This window comes from Phenylobacterium sp. (assembly GCF_041920015.1).
GTDB lineage: Bacteria > Pseudomonadota > Alphaproteobacteria > Caulobacterales > Caulobacteraceae > Phenylobacterium.
Map to the genome: position 1 here is coordinate 1 of NZ_JAYRST010000043.1, position 25,684 is coordinate 25,684.

At 69.1% G+C, this 25,684-nt stretch carries 25 protein-coding genes; 9 read left to right on the forward strand and 16 right to left on the reverse strand.

Going from position 1 to position 25,684, the window contains the following annotated elements:
• Positions 1-179: 179 nt before the first annotated feature.
• Genes ACE3TL_RS10480 through ACE3TL_RS10490 form a run of 3 tightly spaced genes read right to left on the reverse strand, consistent with a single transcriptional unit; the run spans position 180 to position 3,835 of the window.
• A complete protein-coding gene (locus ACE3TL_RS10480) occupies positions 180-1,568 on the reverse strand; it encodes a flagellar hook protein FlgE (RefSeq protein WP_374578636.1) in 1,389 nt (462 codons plus the stop codon).
• A 41-nt stretch (positions 1,569-1,609) separates the two neighbouring features.
• Positions 1,610-2,362, reverse strand: coding sequence for a flagellar hook assembly protein FlgD (locus ACE3TL_RS10485; protein ID WP_374578637.1), 753 nt, complete (start codon positions 2,360-2,362; stop codon positions 1,610-1,612).
• Between the two features lie 9 nt (positions 2,363-2,371).
• Positions 2,372-3,835: a flagellar hook-length control protein FliK gene (locus ACE3TL_RS10490; RefSeq protein ID WP_374578638.1), complete on the reverse strand. Its 1,464-nt coding sequence runs from the start codon at positions 3,833-3,835 to the stop codon at positions 2,372-2,374.
• Positions 3,836-4,244: 409 nt separating this feature from the next.
• Here ACE3TL_RS10490 and flgK point away from each other — a divergent pair, with 409 nt between their 5' ends.
• The 4 genes from flgK to ACE3TL_RS10510 all read left to right on the forward strand — a co-directional run bounded on the left by flgK (position 4,245) and on the right by ACE3TL_RS10510 (position 9,773).
• Complete coding sequence (gene flgK, locus ACE3TL_RS10495; protein WP_374578639.1) at positions 4,245-6,335, forward strand: flagellar hook-associated protein FlgK; 2,091 nt, start codon at positions 4,245-4,247, stop codon at positions 6,333-6,335.
• Positions 6,336-6,349: 14 nt separating this feature from the next.
• Positions 6,350-7,285 (forward strand): flagellin, encoded by a 936-nt coding sequence (locus tag ACE3TL_RS10500; RefSeq protein ID WP_374578640.1) that lies wholly within the window; start codon positions 6,350-6,352, stop codon positions 7,283-7,285.
• A 46-nt stretch (positions 7,286-7,331) separates the two neighbouring features.
• Positions 7,332-8,489 carry a tRNA 2-thiouridine(34) synthase MnmA gene (mnmA, locus tag ACE3TL_RS10505; RefSeq protein WP_374578641.1) on the forward strand — a complete coding sequence of 386 codons (1,158 nt, stop codon included), beginning with the start codon at positions 7,332-7,334 and terminating at the stop codon, positions 8,487-8,489.
• Positions 8,490-8,582: 93 nt separating this feature from the next.
• Positions 8,583-9,773 (forward strand): acetyl-CoA C-acyltransferase, encoded by a 1,191-nt coding sequence (locus tag ACE3TL_RS10510; protein ID WP_374578642.1) that lies wholly within the window; start codon positions 8,583-8,585, stop codon positions 9,771-9,773.
• 128 nt (positions 9,774-9,901) lie between these two features.
• Here ACE3TL_RS10510 and ACE3TL_RS10515 read toward each other — a convergent pair whose 3' ends face one another.
• Positions 9,902-10,198, reverse strand: a complete 297-nt coding sequence (locus ACE3TL_RS10515) for a GIY-YIG nuclease family protein (protein WP_374578643.1) — start codon at positions 10,196-10,198, stop codon at positions 9,902-9,904.
• A gap of 27 nt (positions 10,199-10,225) precedes the next feature.
• On the opposite strand from ACE3TL_RS10515, the gene ACE3TL_RS10520 reads away from it, so the two are divergent.
• The gene (locus tag ACE3TL_RS10520; RefSeq protein ID WP_374578644.1) at positions 10,226-10,501 is read left to right on the forward strand and encodes a GNAT family N-acetyltransferase; all 276 of its coding nucleotides are present in this window, start codon (positions 10,226-10,228) and stop codon (positions 10,499-10,501) included.
• On the opposite strand, the gene ACE3TL_RS10525 is transcribed toward ACE3TL_RS10520, so the two are convergent.
• The 5 genes from ACE3TL_RS10525 to ACE3TL_RS10545 form a co-directional block, all read right to left on the reverse strand.
• Positions 10,502-10,789 (reverse strand): hypothetical protein, encoded by a 288-nt coding sequence (locus ACE3TL_RS10525; protein ID WP_374578645.1) that lies wholly within the window; start codon positions 10,787-10,789, stop codon positions 10,502-10,504.
• Between the two features lie 67 nt (positions 10,790-10,856).
• Complete coding sequence (locus ACE3TL_RS10530; protein ID WP_374578646.1) at positions 10,857-11,147, reverse strand: hypothetical protein; 291 nt, start codon at positions 11,145-11,147, stop codon at positions 10,857-10,859.
• Positions 11,148-11,385: 238 nt separating this feature from the next.
• Positions 11,386-13,629: an excinuclease ABC subunit UvrB gene (uvrB, locus tag ACE3TL_RS10535; RefSeq protein WP_374578647.1), complete on the reverse strand. Its 2,244-nt coding sequence runs from the start codon at positions 13,627-13,629 to the stop codon at positions 11,386-11,388.
• 84 nt (positions 13,630-13,713) lie between these two features.
• Positions 13,714-14,127, reverse strand: coding sequence for a hypothetical protein (locus tag ACE3TL_RS10540; protein ID WP_374578648.1), 414 nt, complete (start codon positions 14,125-14,127; stop codon positions 13,714-13,716).
• 205 nt (positions 14,128-14,332) lie between these two features.
• Positions 14,333-14,515, reverse strand: coding sequence for a hypothetical protein (locus ACE3TL_RS10545; RefSeq protein ID WP_374533889.1), 183 nt, complete (start codon positions 14,513-14,515; stop codon positions 14,333-14,335).
• Between the two features lie 390 nt (positions 14,516-14,905).
• Between ACE3TL_RS10545 and ACE3TL_RS10550 the strand changes: the two genes are divergently transcribed.
• From ACE3TL_RS10550 to ACE3TL_RS10560, 3 genes are all read left to right on the forward strand, one after another.
• Positions 14,906-15,913, forward strand: coding sequence for a cell wall hydrolase (locus ACE3TL_RS10550; protein ID WP_374578649.1), 1,008 nt, complete (start codon positions 14,906-14,908; stop codon positions 15,911-15,913).
• A 77-nt stretch (positions 15,914-15,990) separates the two neighbouring features.
• Positions 15,991-16,548 (forward strand): DUF1003 domain-containing protein, encoded by a 558-nt coding sequence (locus tag ACE3TL_RS10555; RefSeq protein ID WP_374578650.1) that lies wholly within the window; start codon positions 15,991-15,993, stop codon positions 16,546-16,548.
• A gap of 84 nt (positions 16,549-16,632) precedes the next feature.
• Positions 16,633-17,575, forward strand: a protein-coding gene (locus tag ACE3TL_RS10560) for an IS630 family transposase (protein WP_374578651.1) whose coding sequence is annotated in 2 segments (ribosomal slippage) — positions 16,633-16,968 and positions 16,970-17,575 — 942 coding nt in all. Because the reading frame shifts where the segments join, the coding sequence is not laid out codon by codon here.
• 12 nt (positions 17,576-17,587) lie between these two features.
• Here ACE3TL_RS10560 and ACE3TL_RS10565 read toward each other — a convergent pair.
• Positions 17,588-18,529, reverse strand: a complete 942-nt coding sequence (locus tag ACE3TL_RS10565; protein WP_374578652.1) for a GlxA family transcriptional regulator — start codon at positions 18,527-18,529, stop codon at positions 17,588-17,590.
• Between the two features lie 80 nt (positions 18,530-18,609).
• On the opposite strand from ACE3TL_RS10565, the gene ACE3TL_RS10570 reads away from it, so the two are divergent.
• Complete coding sequence (locus ACE3TL_RS10570) at positions 18,610-19,296, forward strand: DJ-1/PfpI family protein (protein WP_374578653.1); 687 nt, start codon at positions 18,610-18,612, stop codon at positions 19,294-19,296.
• Between the two features lie 3 nt (positions 19,297-19,299).
• On the opposite strand, the gene ACE3TL_RS10575 is transcribed toward ACE3TL_RS10570, so the two are convergent.
• The 6 genes from ACE3TL_RS10575 to ACE3TL_RS10600 all read right to left on the reverse strand — a co-directional run.
• Positions 19,300-20,979 (reverse strand): ATP-binding protein, encoded by a 1,680-nt coding sequence (locus ACE3TL_RS10575; protein ID WP_374578654.1) that lies wholly within the window; start codon positions 20,977-20,979, stop codon positions 19,300-19,302.
• A gap of 152 nt (positions 20,980-21,131) precedes the next feature.
• Positions 21,132-21,344: a hypothetical protein gene (locus ACE3TL_RS10580; protein ID WP_374578655.1), complete on the reverse strand. Its 213-nt coding sequence runs from the start codon at positions 21,342-21,344 to the stop codon at positions 21,132-21,134.
• Positions 21,345-21,400: 56 nt separating this feature from the next.
• Positions 21,401-22,246: a carboxylating nicotinate-nucleotide diphosphorylase gene (nadC, locus tag ACE3TL_RS10585; RefSeq protein WP_374578656.1), complete on the reverse strand. Its 846-nt coding sequence runs from the start codon at positions 22,244-22,246 to the stop codon at positions 21,401-21,403.
• 35 nt (positions 22,247-22,281) lie between these two features.
• Entirely contained in the window at positions 22,282-23,793 is a 1,512-nt protein-coding gene (locus ACE3TL_RS10590) for an L-aspartate oxidase (protein WP_374578659.1), read from the reverse strand.
• Positions 23,790-24,872: a quinolinate synthase NadA gene (nadA, locus tag ACE3TL_RS10595; RefSeq protein WP_374578657.1), complete on the reverse strand. Its 1,083-nt coding sequence runs from the start codon at positions 24,870-24,872 to the stop codon at positions 23,790-23,792. Before nadA ends, ACE3TL_RS10590 begins: the two co-directional genes overlap by 4 nt.
• Positions 24,873-25,062: 190 nt before the next feature.
• Positions 25,063-25,684 (reverse strand): response regulator (locus ACE3TL_RS10600; protein WP_374578658.1); only part of this gene is annotated, 622 nt, incomplete at its 5' end.

The following is a 25,684-nucleotide window of genomic DNA, read 5'->3' on the forward strand; positions in this document are numbered from 1 at the left end:
TTGTTGCAACATGGCTTTACGCCTTTCCGACCATCACTGTTCAGAGGCGAACGTAACGGGTGGGACATAACGGCCGGTGAATCACGATAGTAAACATTTCCTTGCTCATGAATTACCGGTGTCCAAAATTGGTACAGTCTAAGTAGTTGTGTTTGGTTTAGAGTGCTAACGCAGAGGTATTACCTCTTAATGTTGATCAGCTCTTCAAGCATCTGGTCGGCAGTTGTGATGATCTTGGAGGATGCCGAGTAAGCTTTTTGGGTCGTGATCAGTCCGGTGAACTCGGACGAGAGGTCGACAGTCGAAGCTTCGAGGGTGCCGGCCGCGATTTCGCCTGCTCCGCCCACGCCCGGCTGCTTGATGACGAATTCGCCGGACGGGATGGTCGGGCGGTAAGCATTACCGCTGACCGGCGCGAGGCCGTCGGGATTGGGGAAGGTGGCCAGGCCGATCTTGGCGATCTTGCGGACCTCGGAATTGTCGTAGATCGCCGAGACCACGCCGTCTTCGCCGACCTCCACGCCGATGACGTTGCCCACGTTGGCGCCGTCGGAGTTGGAGGAGTTGAGGGTGGAGGCCGAGGCGTACTGGGTGACCTTGCTCCAGTCGAGGTCGATGTTCGAGGCGTTGATGCCCAGGCTGTCGGCCCAGCGCGGCGTGGTCCCCGTACCCGAGGCGGCCAGGCTGATGGAGGCGGTCGGACCGAACAGCGTCGTGTTCGCATGTGCCAGGTCGAGCTGGCCGTCGGCGGTGAACTGGATGTCGCCCGACTGGATCAGGCCGAAGGCCGCGCCGTCGACGTCCGCGGTGTCGGCGTAGATTTCCGCATGCCAGAGGTTCGGATCGGTATCGTCCTTCAGGACCGCCACCGAGACCTTGTGGGTCGCGCCCAGGGAGTCGATGACGTTCATGTCGAAGGTGAAGTCGGGCTCGACGCCGGTCCGCGGCGCCGGCGCGGGCAGGGGATTGCCCCATTCGGCCATCAGGCCCGGAGCGGTGTAGGCGGTGTTCTTGGCCGCATCGGCGGCCAGGCTCTTGTCGAGGTTGGCGTTGACCACGACGTTGCTGGTGGCTTTCACCGCCGCGCCCAGGTTCTTCACATTGATGGACTGCATCATGTTGAGATCGGACGGGTTGGTGTCGAAGGTGCCGTCGTCCTTCACCTTCCAGCCCTGCAGGTAGAGCTTGGCGTCGTTGACGAGGTAGCCGTCGGCGTCGACGCTGAACGAGCCCGAACGGGTGAAGACGCGCTCGTCGGAGGATGTCAGCGGGCCGCCCTTGGTGGCGACGATGAAGAAGCCGTCGCCGGAGATGCCGAGATCGGTCGGCGAGCTGGCGCTCTGGATCAGGCCTTGCTGACCGACGAACTGGCGCGTCACCGCCTGAACGCCGCCGGCCGAATAGCGGCCCTTGACCGCCTGGGCGGTCACGACGTTGGCGAAGTTCACCTGGTTGCGCTTGTAGGCGGTGGTGTTGACGTTGGCGATGTTGTCGGAGATCGCGGCCAGGGCGGAGGAGTTGCTGATCAGCCCCGAAACGCCTGCAAGCATGGCGCTGTTGATGCTCATGGGATCTGCCTTCTGCTAAGAACGTGGATGGGAGGCGCCGGTCAGCCGGCCGTCTCGGACGGCGGGTTTTCGGAGGCCTCGGTGTTGTTGCTGGTGGTGTCGTCGTTGGCGGCGGCCTGCTTCACCGGTTCGGCGATCGAGGTGACCTTCTCCCAGCCGACCTGGACGCCGTTGACGGTGATGAGGGTCTTGCCGTCGACCTGCTCGACCCCGGAGACGACGCCCTTCAGGTAGTTGGTGACCGGGACGCTGGCGCCGGCCGCGTCCTTGGCGGTGACGCGCAGGCTGTACTGCCCGCCGTTGGCGAGCTGGGCGCCGGTGCGATCCTTGCCGTTCCAGGCGAAGGTCTGCTCGCCGGCCTTGAGCTGGTCGCCGGAGAGCTTGGCGATCTGGACGACCTTGCCGGCCGAATCCAGCACCTCGACGCTGACGTCGGCCGCGTCGGCGCCGAGCTTGAAGCTCCATTCGGCCTTGCCGGCGGCCAGCTTGGCGACATCGCCGGTGGCGCGCACCTCCTTGCCGAGCAGACTGACCGAGGTCTGGATGCCCGAGCCGGTGTTGGTCACCAGCTTTTCGAGCAGATCGTTGGTGAGCAGTTGCTGCTCCACCCCGGTCATCTGGACGAGCTGCTGGGTGAACTGTGTGGAGTCCATCGGCGACAGCGGATCCTGGTTTTTGATCTGCGCGGTCAGCAGGTTCATGAAGGTTTCGTAGCTGTCGGCCAGGCGGTCGCGCCCGATGGCCGACTTGGCGGCGGTGGTGGTTCCGGCTGCGGCTGCGGCGTCGATGGCCATGGGTTGCTCCTAGATCCGGATGTCCACGCCGGTCTCGGACCGGCGGGCGTATTGAAGGGCGGCTGCGGCCGCGGTTTCGGCGGCCTCGCCCGCCGTGCCGAGCACGGCCTGGAAGGCCCGGCCGCGCCAGGCGGCGCCGTCGTTCTGCTGTTGCTGCTGCTGGGCCTGACGGCCGCCCTCGCCGGCGACGTCGAAGGAAAGGCCGCCGGAGAGGTCGAAGCCGGCCTGCTCGAGGGCGCGTTGCAGCTCGTGCGAGCGGGCGCGCAGCTCGGCGGCCGCCTGCGGCGTGTCGAAGGTCATCGCCGCGGTGAGCTTGCCGCTGGCGGCGATCTCGACCGAGACGCTGACATGGCCGAGACCGGCGGGCGTCAGCTCGACGTCGAACCTGGTGGAGCGGCCCTCCAGCTTCCTGCCGATCTGGGCGGTGAGATTGGCGATGGTCTCGCTGGTCGCACGCGCGGGAGCGGTATGGGCCACGGCGGCGTGGGCCTGGAGCGCCGCGGGGGCGGCCGGCCCGGGCGGCAGAGCGTCGGGCGCGCCTCGGGCGGCCGGCTCGGCCTTGGCCTGACTGGGCGGCGCGGCGTCCGCTTCGAGGCCGGCGGTCGGTTCGGCGTCGGTCTGAGCGGCGGTCTGGGCCGCCGCAGCGGCGGTCACCGGGCGGGTGGCGGGCGTGGAGTCGATCGAGGCCTGGGCGACGGGCGCGGCGTGGGCGGAGTTGCGGCGCGCATCGGCTTGGCGCGTCGCCTTGGCGGCCTGGGGATCAGGCGCAGGAACCGGTTCCGACGCAGCTTCGGCCTGCGCCTCCCCCTGCATGGCCTCGGCGAGCGCGGCCTGGGCCGGAGCTTGGCCTTGAGGCGCGGTGGGCGGCGGGCGCTGGGGCTCCGTCGTCGGCGGCGTGGTGGCCGCCTGTGCCTGGGGCGGAGCCGCCGGTTCGGTGGCGCGGGCGGGTTTGGGTTCCAGCTTCGCCTCGACGGCGGGCGGCCCAGCGGCGGCTTGCTCGGTGGCGGCCAGTGGAAGCTCGGCGGCGGCGTCCGAAGCGGCTGCATCGACGGCCTGGGCGGCGGCGAGGTCCGCCGCGGGAGCTTGGGGAACAGGCGCGGCGAAGGGCTGGGCCGGAGCAGACTTTGCTTGGCTCTCGGCGGCGGGCGGGGACTGGGACGGGGCGGGCTGCGCTGGCTGTTGCGGGACGATCAGCATGGCCGCCAGGGCTGCGGCGTCGGGTGAGGTTCCGGGCGCGGCCAGGGTTTGATCGCCCTCCTGGTCGGAGGACGTTGGCTCGGCCGCCGGTGTATCCTCGCCGACCGCCGAAAGAGCGCTGGTTGTGAGCGCAGCTTGCGCGCCGCCGCCCTGCGCGCCGAAGAAGGCGGCCAGCAAGGCTTCGAACCCGGTCGCTGCGCCCTGGCCGCCGCCCATCGTGGCGGAGGCCCCGGCGAGCGGGGGCGTGAGCGGCGGATTGGAGACAGGCGCTGTCATGGCTTCCGAGGTCTGCTCCGGACTTCGCCCGGGGCTTCGCAATGGGAGCGCTTCTGCGCCGCGTACATTCAGCCGTCGTCAGAGCAACCTTTGGGCCATTCTATTATCTATTTGAAATAAAATATATAATTGTATTTTCCGGGGTGGACGTTCCTGCTGCCCGAGGCGATTTTTGCCGGGCGAAAGCGGTGCAATGGGTCGTCCCTGCCGTCCTGCCACGCCGGCCCAGGCGGCCGACGCGCGGCGTTCTGGCGCCGGTCTTGCGCCCTGATTTCCAGGTTCGAGGCGTCCCGTTCGGGATTTCCTTGAAAAGACTGGACTTTTTGGAGGCCCTTGCGCGGGCGTTCACCATGATCCCGGCAGAATCCGCCGGGTTCGCGCGCAGGGTTTGCCGGGCGGAGGGTAAACAGTGTCACTGACGGCCATGCTGAAGACGGCGGCGTCGGGGCTGAATGCGGCCCAGATGAACCTGCGCGTCACCTCGGACAACATCGCCAACGTCAATACGCCCGGCTATGTGCGCAAGCAGGTGGACCAGGCGCCCCTGGTGGTCGGCGGGCGCGGCATGGGCGTGGAGATCCTCGGGGTCTCGCGCGTCACCGATCAGTATCTGCAGACCGCCTCGCTGGCCGCTTCGTCGGACGCCAGCCGCTGGAGCGCGGTGTCGCAATATCTCGACAACGCCCAGAGCCTGTTCGGCAATCCGTCGGACGAGAGCTTCTATTTCTCGCGCCTGGACGACATCTTCAGCGCCTTCGCGGCGTCGGCGGACGATCCGTCCTCCAGCCTGCTGCGTAGCCAGGCGATCTCCAACGTCGAGGATTTCCTGGCCGAGACCTCGCGGATCAACACCCAGTTCGCCGAGCTGGGCGAGACGGTCGACGCCAAGCTGGCCGCCGACGTGAACCGCATCAACGACCTGCTGGCGCAGATCAACCAGATGAACGCCGACATCAGCAGAGCCAAGCTGACCAGCGGCGACGCCTCGGGATCGGAGAACATCCAGGCGCAGTTGATCGACGAACTGTCGACCCTGATGAGCGTCCAGATATCCAGCAAGCCGACCGGCGGGGTGATCATCCGCTCGGCCGAGGGGCTGCTGCTGTCGGGGGAGGGGCGTGCGGCGACCCTCAGCTACAACCGCACCGCCACGACCAAGGGCTATATCGCCGTCGAGCCGGAAAACGGGTCGGGCTATCCGCAGCCGATCCAGGTCAAGGGCGGGGAAATCCGCGGCTTGATGGACCTGCGCGACACCCGCCTGCCGGCCATGGTCGAGCAACTGGGTGAGTTCATCTCGCGCGGGGTGGAGCAGATCAACGCGGCGCACAACAAGTCGACCTCGTCCCCGCCGCCCAAGGTGCTGAACGGCCGCGACACGGGCCTGGACCTGCCATCGGCGGTCGGCGGCTTCACCGGCAAGACGACCCTGGCGATCCTGGACAAGGACGGGCTGGTGCAGTCGACGGTGGACATCGACTTCGACGCCGGGACCATGTCGCCCGGCGGCGCGTTCACCCCGGCCAATTTCCTGACAAGCCTCAACACCGCCATGGGCGGGGCGGCGACGGCCAGCTTCAGCAACGGCGCCCTGAGCATCGCCGGGACCGGCGACAACCGCATCGCCATCGACGAAGGCACGTCGATGAAGGCGGGGCGGGCCTTCTCGCACTTCTTCGGCCTCAACGACATGATCCGCTCGAGCGGCATGATCAGCTACGAGACCGGGTTGAAGGGGACCGACCCGCACGGCTTCACCGCCGGCGACACCATCAGCTTCCGGCTGGCCCAGGCCGACGGCAAGCCGATCCGCGACGTGACGGTCACCGTCCCGGCCGGCGCCGACATGAACGACCTGCTGACGGCGTTGAACGATCCGGCCACCGGGGTGGGCCAGCACGGCCAGTTCACCCTGGACGCCAAGGGCGGGCTCTCCTTCGCCGGAAACCCGCCGCAGAACGCTACGCTGTCGGTGACCCAGGACCTGACCTCGCGCGGGAGCGGCGGGCCGTCGATGAGCCAGTTCTTCGGCCTGGGCGCGGTGGAGCGCGCGGGCCGTTCGGGCCGGCTGAGCGTCGATGCGGCGATCTCGCAGGACCCGATGCGGCTCAGCCTCGCAACGCTGGACCTGACGGTCGCGGCCGGCAAGCCGGCGGTGACGGCTGGCGACGGACGCGGCGCGCGCCTGCTGGCGGCGGCCGGCGACGTGACGACGAACTTCGCCGCGGCCGGCGCCCTGGGCCCCGTCACCATGACCCTGACCCGCTATGCGGCCGAATTCGGCGGCTCCATCGGCCGTCAGGCGCAGGAGGCCGAGACCCGCGCCAAGGCGGCCGAGGCGGTGAACGCCGAGGCCAACGCCCGGCGCCAGGCGGTCGAGGGCGTGAACGTGGACGAGGAACTGGTCCGGCTGACCACCTATCAACAGGCCTTCAACGCTTCGGCGCGCATGATCCAGGCGGCGCGTGAGCTGTTCGATGTCCTGAACAACATGATCTAGCGGAGCAGAAAGCCATGTACCGCGTGACGACCAACGGCAATTACAACCTGGTCCTGTCGAACATCATGCTGGCCCAGCAGAAGCAGATGGACGCCGGCAACAAGGTCGCGACCCAGAAGAACGGGTCGAACCTGAAGGAGTATGCGCCGCACGCCGAGATGCTGACCGCCATGCGCTCGGTCGAGTCGCGGCTGGGCGGCTATCTGGACCAGAACAAGCTGATCGCCGACAAGCTGACCACCCAGGACTTCGCCCTGACCCAGCTTCACGACTCCGCGGCCAGCACCAAGCAGGCGATCGAGGAGGCCATCGCCACCGGCCGCACCGACACCCTGATGCAGGAGATCGAGGCGCAGTTCCGCAACGCGGTCTCCGCCCTGAACTCGCGCTATGGCGGCAAGTACCTGTTCGCGGGCGGCAAGATCGACACTCAGCCGGTGAACGCCGACGCCCTGTCGGACCTGACCGATCCGGCCACGCCGCTGATCTCCGACTTCTTCGACAACGACGACTTCATCACCGAACACAAGGTCGACGACGCGACCATCGTGAAGACCGGCCTGCTGGCCGACAAGATCGGCGCGCCGCTGATGGCTGCGTTCAAGGCGCTGCAGGCCTTCGAGGAGGGCCCCGACGGACCGTTCACCGGCAATATGACCGATGCGCAGCGGACCTTCCTGGAAGGCGAGCTCTCCAACGTTTGGGACAAGGTGGCTTCGGACATCGTCGACGTGACCGCCCGCAACGGCATGGTGCAGGCGCGCGTCGACAACGTGAAGGAAGACCTGGTTGCGCGGCAGAACAGCCTGAAAGGCATGATCGGCGATATCGTGGACGCCGACATGCCGACCGCCTCGGTGGAATTGGAAAAGGCGACCATCGCCTTGCAGGCCTCGACCCAGGTGTTCCTGACCCTGCGAGACTCCTCGTTGCTCAATGCGCTGAAATAGGCGGCAAACCTCGCAAACCGCGGGGCGAGCCGCTAAATAGCGCGCCATGAACGCGCTCTTCACAGACACGGCGGTCGAAGCCGCCCGCGCCGCCGTCGGCCTGCCGGCGGGAACGCGGGTGATCGCGGCCATGTCCGGCGGGGTGGATTCCACCGTCACGGCGGCCCTGCTGGCGCGCGCCGGCTATGACGTGGTGGGCGTGACCCTGCAGCTCTACGACCATGGGGCGGCGATCCAGAAGAAGGGCGCCTGCTGCGCGGGCCAGGACATCCACGACGCGCGCACGGCCGCCGACATGATCGGCATCCCGCACTACGTCCTCGACTATGAAAGCCGCTTCAAGCAGCAGGTGATCGAGGATTTCGCCGACGCCTATCTGCGCGGCGAGACGCCGGTGCCGTGTATCCGCTGCAACCAGACGGTCAAGTTCCGCGACCTGCTGGACGTGGCGCGCGACCTGGGCGCTTCGGCCATGGCGACCGGGCATTATGTGCGTCGGGCCGAGGGGGCGGGCGGGCCCGAGTTGTTGCGCGCGGTCGATCCGGCGCGGGACCAGAGCTATTTCCTGTTCGCCACAACGCGCGAGCAACTGGAGTTCCTGCGCTTTCCGCTGGGCGGCCTGCCCAAGCCGGAGGTGCGCCGCGTGGCCGCCGAACTGGGCCTGGCCGCCGCCGACAAGCCCGACAGCCAGGACATCTGTTTCGTGCCCGAGGGCCGCTACACCACCATCATCGACCGCCTGCGCCCGCATGGGGCCGAGCCGGGGGACGTGGTGCACATGGACGGCCGGGTGCTGGGTCGCCACGAGGGCGTCACCCGCTACACCATCGGCCAGCGACGCGGCCTGAACATCGCCGTGGGCGATCCGCTGTTCGTGGTCAGGATCGACGCCGACAAGCGCCAGGTGATCGTCGGTCCGCGCGAGGCGCTGCTGACCCGCGCCCTGACGCTCAAGGAAACCAACTGGCTGGGCGAGGGCGAGGATATGACCGCCGCGGTCGGGCGGCCGGTTTTGGCGCGGGTGCGCTCGACCCGCGAGCCGGTGGCCGGGCGTCTGGCGCTGCGCGGCGGTCAGGCGGCCGTCGTGCTCGACACGGCCGAGGAAGGTGTGGCGCCGGGCCAGGCCTGCGTCCTCTATGCGCCCGAGCAGCCGGAGCGTGTGCTGGGCGGCGGCTTCATCGATGGGACAGAGCGCGCGGCTTGATTCCGCTCATCGCGGCCTTCGCCGGGACGACGGGTAGAGGTTCACGCCGCGGAAGCGTTCCGTTTCGCCGGGGCGGGATTTAAGATCGGCGCCATGACCCAGCCCGCCGACCCCGTTGTCATCGCCGCCTACGCCCGCACGCCAATGGGAGGCTTCCAGGGCTCTCTGTCCACAGTGAAGGCCACCGAGCTTGGCGCGATCGCGGTCCGGGCGGCGGTCGAGCGCGCGGGCGTCGCCCCCGAGGCGGTGGAGCAGATCTTCATGGGCTGCGTGCTGCCGGCGGGCCTGGGCCAGGCGCCAGCGCGCCAGGCGGCGCTGGGCGCCGGCCTGCCCCGGTCGGCCCAGGCGACCACGGTCAACAAGATGTGCGGATCGGGCATGCAGGCCGCGATCATGGCGCACGACGCCCTGGCGGCCGGCAGCGCCGACATCATCGTGGCCGGCGGTATGGAGAGCATGAGCGGCGCGCCCTACCTGCTGACCAAGCATCGCGGCGGCGCGCGGATCGGCCACGATGCGGTGCTGGATTCCATGTACCTCGACGGGCTGGAGGACGCCTACGAGCCAGGCCGGCTGATGGGCTCCTTCGCCGACGAGACGGCGCGGGCCTATCAGGTCACGCGCGAGGCGATGGACGAGTTCGCGATCTCGTCCCTGACCCGCGCCAGGGCGGCGACGGAGAGCGGCGCCTTCGCCCGCGAGATCGTCCCGGTGCAGGTCGCCACCCGCAAGGGCGTGGAGACGGTCAATCAGGACGAGCAGCCGATGAAGGCCGACCTGGCCAGGATTCCGACCCTGAAGCCGGCCTTCGGCAAGGACGGGGCGATCACGGCGGCCAACGCCTCCTCGATCTCGGACGGGGCGGCGGCGCTGGTGATGACCCGCGCCTCGGTGGCCGAGAAGCTGGGCCTGAAGGTCGTGGCGCGGGTGGCGAGCCATGCGGCGCACGCCCACGAGCCGGGCCTGTTCGCCACCGCCCCGGTTCCGGCCATGCGCAAGGCGCTGACGAAGGCCGGCTGGAGCGTGGACGATGTCGACCTGTTCGAGGTCAACGAGGCCTTTGCGGTGGTGGCGATGATCGCCGAGCGCGAGTTGGGCCTCGACCGCGCCAGGCTGAACGTCAACGGCGGGGCCTGCGCGCTCGGCCACCCGATCGGGGCCAGCGGCGCGCGCATCCTGGCGACCCTGATCGCCGCCCTGGAGGCGCGCGGCGGTAAGCGTGGCCTGGCCAGCCTCTGCATCGGCGGCGGCGAGGCGACGGCGATGGCGGTGGAGCTGGTTTGACCCAACCCCGGTCATCCCGGCGAAGGCCGGGATCCAGCTCATAGGGCTGTGCTTCGGAGTTTGGATCACCCCGCGCATGGGCTGAATCTGGGTCCCGGCCTTCGCCGGGATGACCGGGTTGGGGCGCGCTAAAAGCCGAGCAGGTTGTTCAGCTCGTCGCTCAAGTCTCGCCAGTCCGGATTTTTCTCCTCGATCAGGTGGAGTTTCCAGGCCCGCCGCCATTCCTTGATCTGGCGCTCGCGCCTGAAGGCTGCGTGACGGGTTTCGTGGCTCTCGAACCAGACGAGACGGGTGACGTTGTATCTGGCCGTGAAGGCCGAGCCGGCGCCCTGCTGGTGATTGAACACCCGTTTGGGCAGATCGTCGGTCGAGCCCGTGTACAGCATGCCGTTGCGCTGGCTGGCCATTATGTAGGTGTAGAACAAGGCGGCCAACCGGTCGGAGGTGAGGGTATGAGCAGCACGCTTCGCAACAACACGGCACAGGGCCGTTACGAGATGGACGAGCAGGGGATGACGTCGTGGGCCGACTACCGGCTTTCGGGCGACCGGCTGTTCATCGACCACGTGGAGGCGCCGCCGGCCTTGCGCGGGACCGGGGCGTCAGGGCGGCTGATGGCGGCGCTGGCCGCCGACGCGCGCGACCGGGGCTTGAAGATCACCCCGATCTGCGGCTACGCGGCCGCTTGGCTGCGGCGTAGTCTGGAATTCCGCAGCCTGCTGGGATAGTCAGCTCCGCCCGGCCAGGGCCTTTATGGTGGCGCTGCTGGTTTCGCACTGGTCGGCGAGGCGGCGGGCGATCTCGCGTACCCCGACCGGATAGGCTTCGCCGCCGCCGGCGATCTCGGCCGACAGCCGTTCGACATCGGCCAGGGCGTCTTCCAGCGCCTTGATGTGGTCGCGCGCCAGGTTGCGGGCCTGGGCTTGCAGTTGCTGGACCCGTGCAGCCACGCTGGGCGTGGCGGCGGCTGAGCTGTGGGCGACGACGCTGAGGGCCGCCGGATTACGCATCGCCATTTCGAGGCTCCCGTTTCGGAACAATCTGGCGGCGGCGCTGCAGGACTCGCGCCAGAGGAGAGCAGCGTCAGGCGCGCGCGGCGATGGCTTCCAGGGTCTGCACCTTCATCTCGCAGTCCTCGGCCATGCGGCGGGCGATGTCGCGCACCCCGACGGGATAAGCCTCGCCGCCGTCGGCGATCTCGGCGGATAGCCGCTCGACCTCCAGCAGCGCGCGTTCGAGCGCGTGGATGTGTTCGCGGGCCAGGGACTTGGCCTCGGCCTGCAACCTGCGAATGCGCTCGGACAGGTCGTTGGGCGCGGCGGGGCGAGCAGGGTCGGCCGAATTGTCGGCCACCACGGAAAGCGGGGGCGTCATGGGACCATCCTTGTGGGCGGCGTCAGTCCGCGGTCCCCAGCGGACCGCCTCGACTGCGCTCCCCATTCGAAAGGTCTACGCGGAAAGCAGGGCTGTGGTTCCGGCCCTGGGGCGCTTGGGGCGGCGGAGTCGGCGCGCTGTGGAGTTTGGGTGACAGGCGCGCGCCGGCGCGTGTGCGACTGACCGTTTTTCCTGCAATTCCAGAGGGATGCGGCGAGATTCGACTGGTGAAAGGGGCTTAGCGCCGCCCCTTCCGGAACCGCTCCTGGCTCTCGGCCCGCGCCTCGGCGCGCACCTTCTTTACAACTTCGCGGTCGGCGGTCTCGCCCTCGCCGGTCAGGGCGTCGTTGGCGAATTCGAGATCGAGCAGCTTCAGGCGCTTGATCTCGTCGCGCAGGCGCGCGGCGGTCTCGAACTCCAGGTCGGCGGCGGCCTGGCGCATCTTCGCCTCCAGGTCGCGCAGGGTGGCCTTGAAGTTGTCGCCCAGGAACGGCTTGCCGGCCTCCTCGGCGACGCCGGCCGGAACCAGGACGCGGTCCTTCTCGTAGGGAGAGGCGAGGATTTCCTTGATCTGGCTCTTCACGCTTTCGGGCGTGATGTCGTGCTCGAGGTTGTAGGCCTCCTGCTTCTCACGGCGGCGCTGGGTCTCGGCCATGGCCCGTTCCATCGAGCCGGTGACGTGGTCGGCGTAGAGGATGACCTTGCCGTCGACGTTCCGGGCCGCGCGGCCGATGGTCTGGATCAGCGAAGTCTCCGAGCGCAGGAAGCCTTCCTTGTCGGCGTCGAGGATGGCGACCAGGCCGACCTCGGGGATGTCGAGGCCCTCGCGCAGCAGGTTGATCCCGATCAGCACGTCGAAGGCGCCCAGCCGCAGGTCGCGGATGATCTCGATGCGCTCCATGGTGTCGATGTCGGAGTGCATGTAGCGCACGCGCAGGCCCTGCTCGTGCATGTACTCGGTCAGGTCCTCGGCCATCTTCTTGGTGAGGACGGTGATCAGGGTGCGATAGCCGCGGGCGATGGTGTCGCGGGCCTCGGCGATGACGTCGTCGACCTGGCTGTGATTGTCCTTGGAGACCGGGCGCACCTCCACAGGCGGGTCGATCAGGCCGGTGGGGCGGATCACCTGCTCGGCGAAGACGCCGCCGGAACGCTCCAGTTCCCAGGCCGCCGGCGTGGCCGAGACGCTGACCGTCTGCGGCCGCATGGCGTCCCACTCCTCGAACTTCAGCGGACGGTTGTCGAGGCAGGAGGGCAGGCGGAAGCCGTATTCGGCCAGGGTGAACTTGCGGCGGTAGTCGCCACGGTACATCGCCCCGATCTGCGGGATCGCCTGGTGGCTCTCGTCGATGAACAGCAGGGCGTTCTCGGGGATGTACTCGAAGAAGGTGGGCGGCGGCTCGCCCGGGCGGCGGCCGGAGAGGAAGCGGCTGTAGTTCTCGATGCCGGCGCAGGAGCCGGTGGCCTGGATCATTTCCAGGTCGAAGGTGGTGCGCTGCTCCAGCCGCTGGGCCTCCAGCAGCTTGCCGTTGGCCACCAGCCAGTCGAGGCGTTCCTTCAGCTCCTCGCGAATCTGCACGACGGCCTGGTTCAGGGTCGGGCGCGGGGTGACGTGGTGGCTGTTGGCGTAGATCTTGATCGCCGGCAGGTCGGCGGTCTTCTTGCCGGTCAGGGGGTCGAATTCGCTGATCGCCTCGACCTCGTCGCCGAACAGCGAGATGCGCCAGGCGCGGTCCTCGTAGTGGGCGGGGAACACCTCGATGGTGTCGCCGCGACGCCGGAAGGCGCCGCGCTCGAAGGCCTGATCGTTGCGCTTGTATTGCAGGGCCACCAGGTCGGCCATGAGCTGCTTCTCGTCGAGCCGCTGGCCGGGCTCGATAGTGAAGGTCATGGCGGTGTAGGTCTCGACCGAGCCGATGCCGTAGATGCAGGAGACGCTGGCCACGACGATGACGTCGTCGCGCTCCAGGATCGCGCGGGTGGCCGAGTGGCGCATCCGGTCGATCTGCTCGTTGATGCTGCTGTCTTTTTCTATGTAGGTGTCGGTCCGCGGCACATAAGCCTCGGGCTGGTAATAGTCGTAGTACGAGACGAAGAACTCGACCGCGTTCTCGGGGAAGAACGCCTTGAATTCCGAATAGAGCTGGGCGGCCAGGGTCTTGTTGGGCGCCAGGATCAGGGCCGGGCGCTGGGTGCGCTCGATCACCTGGGCCATGGTGAAGGTCTTGCCCGAGCCGGTGACGCCCAGCAGCACCTGGTCCTGTTCGCGCGCCTCTATGCCGGCCACCAGGTCGGCGATAGCGGTCGGCTGGTCGCCGGCCGGCTGGTAGTCGCTGACCAGCTTGAAGCGCTTGCCGCCTTCGGATTTCTCCGGGCGGGCGGGCCGGTGCGGCTTCCACAGCATCGGCATGGCGGCTTCGTCGTAGTCGAACATCGCCGACATGTCGGCGACGCCGGGACCGGGGGCGGCGGAACGGGGCATGGACGCCAAGTTAGGATCGTTCATGGCCCGATGCTAGCGGGCGGCGCGTCAGAACCTGTCAGCAGGGTGGCGGGAAGACGCGGTTCAGCGTTCGGCGCGAAGAGCCCGGCGTTCGAGCGCCTCGCACTTGGCGGCGGTGACATCCGGCCAGGGGCCTGGATCGGCGCCGATGCGGCGGTAGGCCTCGTCCTGGGTGATGCGCTCGCGGATGGCGAGCTGTTCGGCGGCGCGGTCGGCGAAGGCGCGGCCCGAGCGCATGGCGTGGTCGAAGCGGACGCGGGCGGCGACGTCTTCGGGACGGGCCGCGGCGCGAGGCTGGCCGCCGAGCGAGACGTTGGCGCTCTGGCCCCAGTTCGCCTGGGGAAAGGCCGGTGTGGCGCGCAGATAGCGCTGCATGGCGCAGGCCTGCTGCACGCGCCATGGCGGGGTCGCGGCGAGCACCGCGACTGGCATGGCCAGCCCTGCCGCAAGGCCCAGCAGAATGGCGTGCTTCAGCATCGGCGTCAGCTTCGCATCAGAAATAAGGCGCCCCCGTGGCGATCACGATCACCGCGACCAGCAGCACGACGGCGAAGGTGGCATGAACCATGGGGGCTCCGCTAGACTCCCGTTCGTCGAACGAGAGACTGGCGGAGGGCCGGGCCGCGCGCATCGTCCAAGTGGACTATATGGCGCGTTTTGCGATCCCCGCGGGGATACTGTCCTATTTGTCGGCGGTCTTGCTGACTGCGGTCCCAACCGCGGCGCCGGCGGCCGCGCCGACCGGGCCGCCGACCACGGCCCCGGCGACAGCGCCGGTGGCGGCGCGCTGCTCGACGTTGTGACCGCAGGCGGCGAGCGTCACGAGCAGGCCCGCGGCGGCGATCAGGCTGAGGGTTTTACGCATAGACATCTCCAGGCCGTTCAAGCGTTGCAATGGGAACGGAGATCAGCGGCCAAGGTTCCGCAAGCTCGAACAGGGCAGGGGCGAAAGATCGGGCTTCGGGCGCATCGCCCTTGGGTCCGCAGTTAACGAAACCTGAAAAAATTCCATGCTGCGACGCAATATCGCCTTGCGAATCCATTCGGCGATCGTCATAAAGCGCCCCAACTTCGCCGTGGCTTGTCACCCTGCGTGTACGTGACAAGCCCTCAATCGCGACGCCGCCAGCATGAGCAGGGGCGCACCGCGGTGACGATGTCGGGGGGCATGATCGCCCTCGCCACACGGGACACGATCTTCTTGAAATTTGCATCCAAGGCTCGCGCCGATTGGCGTGCGCCCACATGCGCCGCATTGATCGGTTCGGGCGTCGGCCTGGCCCTGGGCGCCGCCTATATGGCCGGCGGCATGGCTCGCGCCGCATCGGACCATACGCGCGCCGCCCGCATCGCCGAGGCGGCGGAGGGCGGCTTCGCCGAGGACGTGCTGCTGCGTCAGGCGGCGTTCGACCCCGGCGCGGCGCGCATCGCCCGTCGCCAGGACCCGCTCGCATTCGCCGGTTCGTCCGAGCCGGACCGCCAGGCCACGCTGGTCGCCGCGCGTCTGGAAGACGTGTCCAAGGCCATTCCGCCGCTGCGCGTCCAGACCATCGGCCTTCCCGCCGCCGCGCCGTTCAAGCTGGCCGGGGCGCTGGAAAGCTCGCGCGAGCTGGAATGCCTCACCCAGGCCGTCTATTTCGAGGCCCGCGGCGAGACGCCGGCCGGCCAGGCCGCCGTCGCCCAGGTGGTGCTGAACCGCGTCCGCCATCCGGCCTTTCCCAAGAGCGTCTGCGGCGTGGTGTTCCAGGGTTCGGGTAAGCGCGTCGGCTGCCAGTTCAGCTTCGCCTGCAACGGTTCGATGCATGCGCGCCGCGAAAGCGCGGCCTGGGACCGCGCGCGCCGCGTGGCCTCCCGCGCCCTCGGCGGCTTCGTGATGAGCACGGTGGGCGATTCCACCCACTTCCATACGCTGAACGTCGCGCCGAACTGGGGGCCGCGCCTGGTGCGTACGGCCGAGGTCGGCATGCACGTCTTCTACAAGTTCGGCCGCAGCGCGCCCAAGGCCGAGGAGCGCGTCTATTACGCCAGCCTGGCGACTTCGGCTGCGCCCAAGGTCGAGGTCAGCCCCGACCTGCATGCGGCGGTGATGAAGGCGCCCGAGAGCGCCGTCGCCGTGGCGGAGGCCAAGCCGGCGCTCGCCGAGGCGGCGAAGCCTGCGCCCAAGGCGGCGGTGAAGCTGACCCCGGTGGCGAACCCCGGCCTGAAGCCCGTCGTCGCCCAGCCGCAGGGCGAGGTGGCCGAGGCGATCGTCGGCGACGACTGATCGGCGGTTTTCCGTCGTGCCGGCTTGGGTCATGTTCGCGCCGCGGACATGACGCCGCGGGCGGACGGAACGCCGAGATGACCGACACCATTGCGCGCGACGAGCTGGCGCAAGGCTTGCTGAACTGCGGCTACGAGGACCTCAATCCGGTCCAGCGAAGCGTGATCGACCTGATCGTCACCGAGGCGCCGAGCGCGTCGCCGGGGCTGGCTCCCGACGAGCGCAGCTTCGGCGAGCGGCTGGCCGACAAGGTGGCCACATTCGGTGGTTCCTGGGCTTTCATCGTCGGGTTCAGCGTGGCCCTGGTGCTATGGATGGGGTGGAACTGGCTGGGCAAGGGCCTTCACTTGGCCTTCGATCCCTATCCCTTCATCTTCCTGAACCTGATGCTCTCGATGCTGGCGGCGTTGCAGGCGCCGGTCATCATGATGAGCCAGAACCGTCAGAGCGCCCGCGACCGCAAGGCCGCCGAGTACGACTATGTCGTCAATCTCCGCGCCGAGCTGGAGATTCTGCGGCTGCATGACAAGCTCGACGCCCTGCGCGGGGCCGAGCTGATGAGCGAGCTGGCGGCGCAGGGCGAGCGCATCGAGCAACTCACGAGCGAGATCGAGGCGCTGCGCCGCAGTCGCTAGAGCGGGCCGCGGTTTGACGGAATCTGGATTCTCAAATCAGCGCTGATCTGATTCATCATGGTTGCCGGACGGAGACCGGTAGCCATGACAGCGCCTTACTCGATGGATCTTCGGGAGCGGGCTCTGGCCCGCAAGGCGGCGGGCGAGACGCATCGCCAGATCGCCGAGGCGCTGCAGATCGCGCCGTCATGCGTCTCCAAGTGGGCGCGGCGTGAGCGCGAGACCGGCTCGCCGGCTGCGGCTCAGGTCGGCGGCTACAAGCCAAGGACCCTGTCAGGCGCCGTCGCCGAGTGGCTGCGCCAGCGGATTGCGGCCGGGCCGTTCACGCTGCAGGGCCTGTCGGACGAACTGGCCGAGCGCGGGATCAAGGCTCATGCCAAGGCGGTCTGGGTGTTCGTCCACGCCGAGGGGCTGAGCTTCAAAAAAAACCCTGCTGGCCGAGGAGCAGACGCGCCCTGACGTGGCGCGCCAGCGCACGCGCTGGAAGGCCCATCAGACGAAGATCGCGCCGCAGCGCCTGGTGTTCATCGACGAGACCTGGATCAAGACCAACATGGCGCCCCTGCGCGGCTGGGCCCCGCGCGGGCGGCGGTTGCGGGCTTACGCCCCCTTCGGCCATTGGAAGACCCTGACCTTCATCGCCGCCCTGCGCTGCGACCGTATCGACGCCCCCTGGGTGCTCGACGGGCCGATCAACGGCGAGGCCTTCCTCCTCTATGTCGAGAAGGTCCTGGCCCCGACCCTTCAGCCCGGCGACGTGGTGGTCATCGACAACCTCGGCAGCCACAAGGGCAAGGCCGCCCGCGCCGCCATCCGCGCCCGCAAGGCCCACCTGATCTTCCTGCCGCCCTATAGCCCCGACCTCAATCCGATCGAGCAGGCCTTCGCCAAGCTCAAGCACCTCATGCGCAAGGCCCAGCCCCGCGACGTCGAAGCCGCCTGGCGAAAGGCCGGCGAACTCCTCGACCTCTTCAGCCCCCAGGAGTGCGCCAACTACCTCGCCAATAGCGGATACGGTTCCGTGTAATCTCGGCCCGCTCTAGGCCCGAGCGGCGCGGCGCAACGCCTGGGGCGGCTGGCCGAAGGCGCGCAGGAAGGCGCGGCGCATCCGTTCGGGATCGCGAAAGCCGGCGGCGGCGGCCACTCGGTCGATGGGTTCGGCCGAGTTCTCCACCCGCTCGCGGGCGGTTTCCAGGCGCAGGCGTTCGACCGCCTTGGCGGGCGTCATGCCGGTCTCGGCGGCGAAGGCGCGGGCGAAGTGGCGGGGGCTCATGGCCGCGCGGTCGGCCAGACGCTCGACGCCTAAGGGCTCGGCCAGATGCTCGCGCATCCAGTCGAGCAGGGCGGCGAAGCGGCCGCCTTGGCCGCCCATCTCCAGCAGGGCCGAGAACTGCGACTGGCCGCCGGGCCGGCGGTGATAGACGACGAGCTGCTGGGCGACGGCGCGGGCGATCTCCTCGCCGAGATCCTCGGCGATCAGGGCCAGGGCGAGGTCGATGCCGGCGGTGATGCCGGCCGAACTCCAGACCTCGCCGTCGCGGACGAAGATCCGATCCGGCTCCAGCTTCACCTTCGGATAGCGCTTGGCGAAGTCCGGGCAGCGCTGCCAATGGGTGGTGGCGCGCCGGCCGTCCAACAGGCCGGCCTCGGCCAGGATATAGGCGCCTGAGCAGACGCTGGCCGTGCGGCGCGCACGGGCCGAGGCCTGCGCCACCCAGGATGTCGTCTGCTTGCAGAGCGCCGCCGGGCGCGTGCCGTCGCCGCCGGCGACCATAAGGGTGTCGAGCGGTTCGTCGTCCAGCGGCTCGGCCACCATCAGGGCGTGCGAGGAGGAGGCCACCGGGCCCGGCTCCAGCGCCATCACCCGCAGGTCGTAGGTCCCTGGGACATAGCGTGCGGCGATCTCGAACGCGGCGATCGGCCCAGCGGCGTCGAGGATCTGGAATCCAGGGAAGATCAGGACGCCGAGTTTGCGGGTCATGGCCTGAAAAGAGGGAAGAATGTCATTTCAGACGGACGATAGGCTCGGCATTCTGTAGCCGTCAATCAGGAGATGGCTCCATGCAGATCGTCATTCCGCTCTATCCGAACGTCACGCACCTGGACTTCACCGGGCCGCATCAGGTGCTTTCGCGCCTGCCCGGCGCGACGGTGACGGTCGCCTCGATGGGCGGGGCGGATATCGAGGCCGAAGGGCTGGTGTTCGCGCGGCTGGCCGACCTTTCGAAGATCGAGCGGTGCGACGTGCTCTGCGTTCCGGGCGGGCTGGGTACGACCGACGCCATGCTGGACGAGGCCTTCATGGGCGAGATTCGCCGGTTGGGCGAAGGGGCCAAATACCTGACCAGCGTCTGCACGGGATCGCTGATCCTGGCGGCGGCGGGCTTCCTGCGCGGCAAGCGGGCGGCCTGTCACTGGGCCTGGCGCGAACTGCTGGAGCCGTTCGGCGCGGTGGTGGACGACAGCCGCGTGGCCCGCGACGGAAACATCATCACCGGCGGCGGGGTGACGGCGGGCCTCGACTTCGCCTTCGTGATGCTGGCCGAGCTGGCGGGCGAGACCCTGGCCAAGTCGGTGCAGCTTGGCCTGGAATATGCGCCATCGCCGCCGTTCAATTCGGGGCGGCCGGAGCTGGCCGCGCCGGAAATCCTGGCGGCGGTGAACGCGCGGATGGCGCCGCTGGCGCGGGGCCGCAGGGCGGCGGTGGAAGCGTTGGCGGCCCGGCTGGGAGCGATAGAGCAGGTGTAGGTTTCAGGCGCAGGCGCGCTGGTCGTCGCCGGGCTCGCTCGGAGCCGGATCGAGCGCGGCGCCCAGGGCCGAGATCAGTTCGGCCGGGTCGATCGGCTTGCTCACATAGCCGTCGAAGCCCAGGGCGAGCAGGCGGTCGCGTTCGCCGGCCATGGCGTCGGCGGTGAGCGCCACGACCGGCAGGGCGGCGTAGCCGCCGGCCCGGATCGCGGCCAGGGCCTCGACCCCGTTCATGCCGGGCATGTGGATGTCCATCAGCACCAGGTCGAAGCGGGCGGCGGTCAGGGCGGCTAGGCCCTCTTCGCCTCCGCCGGCCGTCTCCACGTCCACGCCAATGGCGCTCAGCAGGGCGCGGGCGACTTCCTGGTTGGTGGGGTTGTCGTCGACGACCAGCACCCGCAGGTCGCGCTCGAGCCCGGCGGGGTCGGCGGAGCGAACCTGGCCCTCAGGCGTGGCCGCCGCCATGGGCAAGCGCAGTTCGAAGCGCGCGCCATACCCCAGGCGGCTGGTCAGGGTGACGTCTCCACCCATGAGCCTGGCCAGTTCGCGCGAAATGGCCAGGCCAAGCCCGGTGCCGCCGAACCGGCGGGCGACGGTGGAGTCCGCCTGGGTGAAACCCTGGAACAGCCGGCCCTGGGTCTCCTCGTCCAGGCCCGGGCCGGTGTCGATCACCGAGAACAGCACCGCATCCCCGCGCATGGCGACCTCCAGGCGAACGGCGCCGGTCGCGGTGAACTTCACCGCGTTGGAGAGCAGGTTCTGCAGGATCTGGCGCAGGCGGGCGTCGTCCCCGCGCACCCAGTCGGGGACTTCGGGCGCGATGTCGCAGGAGAACCGCAGGCCCTTTTCCTCGGCGGCCGGACGCCAGAGGTCGCAGGTGCGCGTGAGGGTCTGGCGGAGATCGAAGGCGCGCGTCTCGATGTCGAATTTGCCGGCCTCGATCTTGGCGAGGTCCAGCACGTCGTTGAGGATGGTCATCAGGCCGCCGCCCGAGCGCAGCAGGGTGTCGACGAAACGGGCCTGCTGATCGCTGAGCTCGGTGCGGCCCAGGGCGTGGGCCATGCCCAGCACGCCATTCATGGGGGTGCGCAGTTCGTGGCTCATCATGGCCAGGAAGGCGGACTTGGCCTGGTTGGCGGCCTGGGCGGCCTCGGTCTGGGCTTCGAGGTCGCGATGGGCGGCGGCGAGCTCGTTGGCCGCTCGCATCCCGCGCTCGGCCGAGAGCATCGCATAGCCTGTATAGATGACCACGCCGATCAGGACGAAGATTTGCTGGGCCCCCTCGAAGCGCGGGAAGAGGAACGGGGCGAGCAGGATGCAGAGCGCGCTGGGAGCGCCGAAGATCACGCAGGCCAGGGGCGAACGGAAGGAATGGCTCATGCCGTTGGCGACCAGGGCCGACCAGATCAGCAAGGCGAAATAGGACGCGCCCGGAAAGTCGGCCAGCCAGTAGACCACGCCCAGTCCGACCCAGGTCAGGTTGGCGGCGAGGGCCGAGAGCAGGTACGAAATCCGGTGGATGCGGGTGAGCGGCGCGCCGCGGCCGTGCGGGGCAGTGGCCAGCAGGGTCACGGTCTCGGCCACGGCGAAACAACAGACCCAGGCCAGGGCGATGCGTGGCGTGGCGGTCAGGGCGACAAGAACGCTGTAGACGGCGACCGTCAGCCAGCGCGAGGGTGTCATCCTGCGCGCAGACCGTGCGACGCCGTCGAAACCCTCATCGAACGCGAGAACTGGAAACTTCATACGCCGCCGACCCAACTGCGGCGGCAATTTCCATGCGATAGCAAAAGATTGGCTTAACGTGCGGTGCGGTGCGGTGCGGCGCCGCCAGCTCAGCGGTCCTGGGTGCGGGCGTGAACCGTGTCGACGTTCTGATGAATGTTGCCCTGGCGACCCTGGCTCTTGAGGTTCACGTCAGCGTCGCCCGGCTGGTCCGACTGCAGGCCGGTCTTGGCGTCGCGCCGCTCCTGGACGCCGCCCTGGATGTCGGGGCGTTCGCCGCGGAACGAGCGCTGTTCCTTGGGGATCGGGGGGACCTTGCTCATCTCCTGCTCCTTTCGGTGACAGAAGATGAACCGGGCGGGAGCAGGCTGGTTCCGCCTCAGGCGGCGTCGAGGCCGATGTCGAGCACCATCGCCGAGTGGGTGAGGGCGCCGACGCTGATAACCTGAACGCCGGTCTCGGCGATGCCGCGCACGGTCTGGAGGTTGACGCCGCCGGAGGCTTCGAGCGTGGTCTGGCCCCCTGCGATACGCACGGCCTGGGCCAGGTCGCCCAGGCTGAAATTGTCCAGCATGACGACGTCGGGGCGATGGGGCAGGGCTTCTTCAAGCTGGGCCAGGCTGTCGACCTCGACCTCGATCTTCATCAGATGGCCGGCGGCGGCGCGGGCGCGCCTCAGGGCCTCTCCGACCCCGCCGCAGGCGGCGACGTGGTTGTCCTTGATGAGGATGGCGTCGTCCAGGCCGAAGCGGTGGTTGAGGCCGCCGCCGCAGCGGACGGCGTACTTTTCCAGATGGCGCAGGCCAGGCGTGGTCTTGCGGGTGTCGGCAATGCGCGCGCCCGTGCCTTCGACCGCATCGACATAGGCGCGTGTCAGGCTGGCGACGCCGGAGAGCCGGCCGAGCAGGTTGAGGGCGGTACGCTCGGCCGAGAGCAGGGCGCGGGCGCCCGCCTCTACCCGGGCGAGGACCGCGCCGGCCGGGACGCGGTCGCCGTCGGCGGCGAGGGCTTCGAAACCGGCGGCCGGGTCCAGCGCCAGCACCGCCAGCCGCGCGCAGGCCAGGCCCGCGACGGTTCCGGCCTGGCGCGCGGCGAAGACCGCCGAGAACCGGGCCTCGGCGTCGATGCAAGCCTGGGCGGTGACGTCGCCGGCGCGGCCGAGGTCTTCGGCCAGAGCCGCGGCGACGACGGGCTGGATCAGGAGGTCGGGAATGGGAGCGATCATGGGGTCCGTATGACGGCTGGGCCGGCGGCCGGGCTTCAGGCCGCCTGACAGGCCGGTTCGCGCAGGGTGACGAAGGTGCGCTTGGGGGCGGCGTCCTGCACGCCGTCGCTCCGGAAGTGGGCGCCGAGGCTGGCGGGGCGGTCCAGCGCGGCCTGGGCGACCAGGCGGGCGGCGACCAGGGGCGGAGCCTTGCCGTAGGTCCGTTCCAGGGCGTCGATCTCGCCGATCAGGCGCGAGAGCCCGGCGGCGTCGCGCACCACGCCGGCGTCGCGGGTCATGCCGAGGCGCAACTGGGCTAGAGCCTTGGCCGGCAGATCGGGCGCAGGCTGGCAGCGTTCGGGCCGCGTGCCCGGATCGGCCGCCTGAGCGGCGGCGCGGCCGGCGCGGGCGCCGAAGACGGCGGCCTCCAGCAGCGAGTTGGACGCCAGACGATTGGCGCCGTGCACCCCGGTCGAGGCGCATTCCCCGGCGGCGTAGAGACCTGGCAAGGTGGTTGCGCCGTCCGCGTCGGTGACGATCCCGCCCATGTGATAGTGACAGGCCGGCGCGACGGGGATCGGTTGAGTCCGCGGATCGACCCCGCCCGACAGGCAGGCGGCGAAGACGGCCGGGAACTCGTCCGGGAAATGGGCGCCCACCGCTGCGCGCGCGTCGAGGAACGCGCCATGGCCGGCCTGGCGCTCGGCATGGATGGCGCGGGCCACCACGTCGCGGGGGGCCAGCTCGGCGTCGGGATGATAGCGGGCCATAAAAGCCTCGCCCTGCCCGTCGATCAGCTTGGCGCCCTCGCCGCGCAGGGCCTCGGTGGCTAGGGGGGCCGGATCGCGGCCGATGTCGATGGCGGTCGGGTGGAACTGCACGAACTCCGGGTCGGCGATGGTCGCGCCGGCCAGGGCGGCGAGCGCCAGGCCCTCGCCCTTCAGCTCGGGCGGGGTGGTGGTGACGGCGTAGAGGCCGCCGATCCCGCCGGTGGCCAGGATGGTCGCGGGGGCGACGAATTCGACCAGTTGGCCGTTCTCCTCGGCCAGCACGCCGCGCACCGCTCCCTTGGCGTCGCGCAGCAGGCCGCGCAGCCGGCAGCCCGCCCGCACCTTGATGTGGCGCGAGGAGAGGGCGGTGGCGATCACCGCATCCATGATCGCGCGTCCGGCCTGGTCGCCCTTCACGCGGGCGACGCGCGAACGCGAATGGGCCGCCTCCAGGCTGGTGGCGAATTCGCCGTCCGGCGTGCGGTCGAAGGGCGCGCCCAACTCGGCCAGGCCGCGGACCGCGCCAGGGCCTTCTTGGGCCAGGATGGCGGCGACGGCGGGATCGACCAGGCCGGCGCCGGCCGCGACGGTGTCGGCAGCGTGCAGCGCGGGCGCATCCTCGACGCTCAGCGCCGCGGCCATGCCGCCCTGGGCCCAGGCCGAGGAGCAACCCTGGCTGAGTGGGGCGCCGGTCAGCACCAGCGCCTTGCGCGGAGCGGCGGCGAGGGCGGCCGACAGGCCGGCCAGCCCCGCGCCGACGATCAGCACGCCGTCGTGGTTGACGCGTTCCATGGTCAGATCAATTCCACATCCACATGATGGCGCGCCTTGACCAGGTCGTAGCGAGCCGGGACGGCGGGCGGGGGCAGGTCGACCATGCGCTGGACGGCCAGGCGCGCGCGCTCGGCGATCGCCGGATCGACGGTCACCTCGTAGCGTTCGTGGACCAAGGCCTCGTAGATGTTCTCCAGCGTGATCTTCTTCATGTACGGGCAGAGGTTGCAGGGCCGCACGAACTCGGTGCCCACCGCGTCGGCCGCGACGTTGTCGGCCATCGAGCATTCGGTGATGAGCACCACCTGCTTGGGCCTGCGCTGCAGCACGTAATCGTTCATCGCCGCGGTGGAGCCGGCGAAGTCGGAGACCTCCAGAACCTCGGCCGGGCATTCGGGGTGAGCCAGGACCTCGGCGTTCGGATAGGCTTCCTTGAGGTCGAGGATGTCCTGGGCGGTGAAGCGTTCGTGCACCTCGCAGCGGCCCTTCCAGGCGATGATCCCCACCTCGGTCTGGCGCGCGACGTTGCGGGCCAGGAACTCGTCCGGGATCAGGATGACGCGGTCGACGCCCCACTCGCGAGCCACGTGCTCGACCACCTGCACGGCGTTGGCGCTGGTGCAGCAGACGTCGGTCTCGGCCTTCACGTCGGCGGTGGTGTTGACATAGGTCACGACCGGCAGGCCCGGATAGCGCTGCTTGATCAGGCGCACGTCCGCCCCGGTAATCGAGGAGGCGAGCGAGCAACCGGCGCTCAGGTCGGGGATCAGGATCTTCTTCTGCGGCGAGAGGATCTTGGAGGTCTCGGCCATGAAGTGCACGCCCGCCTGGACGATGATCGCCGCATCCGACTTGGCCGCTTCCTTGGCCAGGCCCAGGCTGTCGCCCACATAGTCGCCGACCCCGTGGAAGATCTCGGGGGTCATGTAGTTGTGGGCCAGGATGACCGCGTTCTTCTCGCGCTTGAGGCGGTTGATCTCGGCGATGAGGGGGGCGTAAGCGCGCCACTCCATCGGCGTGACGTGGTGCTTCACCTTTTCCCACATGGGCAGGGTGGCGGCTTCGACAGCGGGAGTGAACGCAAGTTGCGAACCGTCGGCCATGTATCCCTCCTTATGCTCAAATTGAGCATTTTATCGGCCTCAAAAAACGCCGCGGGATGTCTGCAGCGTCCCCTCGGCGTCCTGATTATGCTCAAAACGAGCAAAACCGATGGCTTGTGATATAGACCCGCGTTCGGGGACGCACAAGCCCACTTTATCTTGAAGCGGCTTGCAGGAAATCGCAGGGGGCTCAGGCGGCTTGGCTTTCCGGGTCCAGGGCCCGGGCGATGGCGCGGGCCAGGGCCTCGGCCGAATAGGGCTTGCGCAACAGCGGCCAGGGCGCGTCGGTCACGGCCGAAAGCGCCTCCCCGGTAAAGCCGGAGGAGAGGATGACCGGCAGGCCGGGGCGGGCGGTGGTCGCCGCGCGCGCCAGGTCCAGGCCCGAACGCCCGCCCGGCATGACGAGGTCGGTCAGCATCAGGTCGATCGGCTGGCGGCGGGCCAGACGCTTCAGGGCCTGGTCGACCCCGTCGGCGCGAACGACGCGGTGGCCCAGTTCGCAGAGCATCGCCTCTACCATGTCGCCGACGGCCGGGTCGTCCTCGACCAGCAGGACGTCGAGGATGCGGGAGGAGCCGTCCTCGACCCCTGACGGCGTTTCGCAATCTCGGACCGGGGCGGCGACGCGCGGCAGGTAGATGCTGACCGAGGCGCCTGCGCCGGGCGCGGTGTCGATCGCCACGCCGCCGCCGCTCTGGCGGGCGAAGCCGTAGACCTGGGACAGGCCAAGCCCGGTGCCCTTGCCGATGTCCTTGGTGGTGAAGAAGGGTTCGAAGACCCGCGAAAGGACCTGGGCGTCCATGCCCACGCCG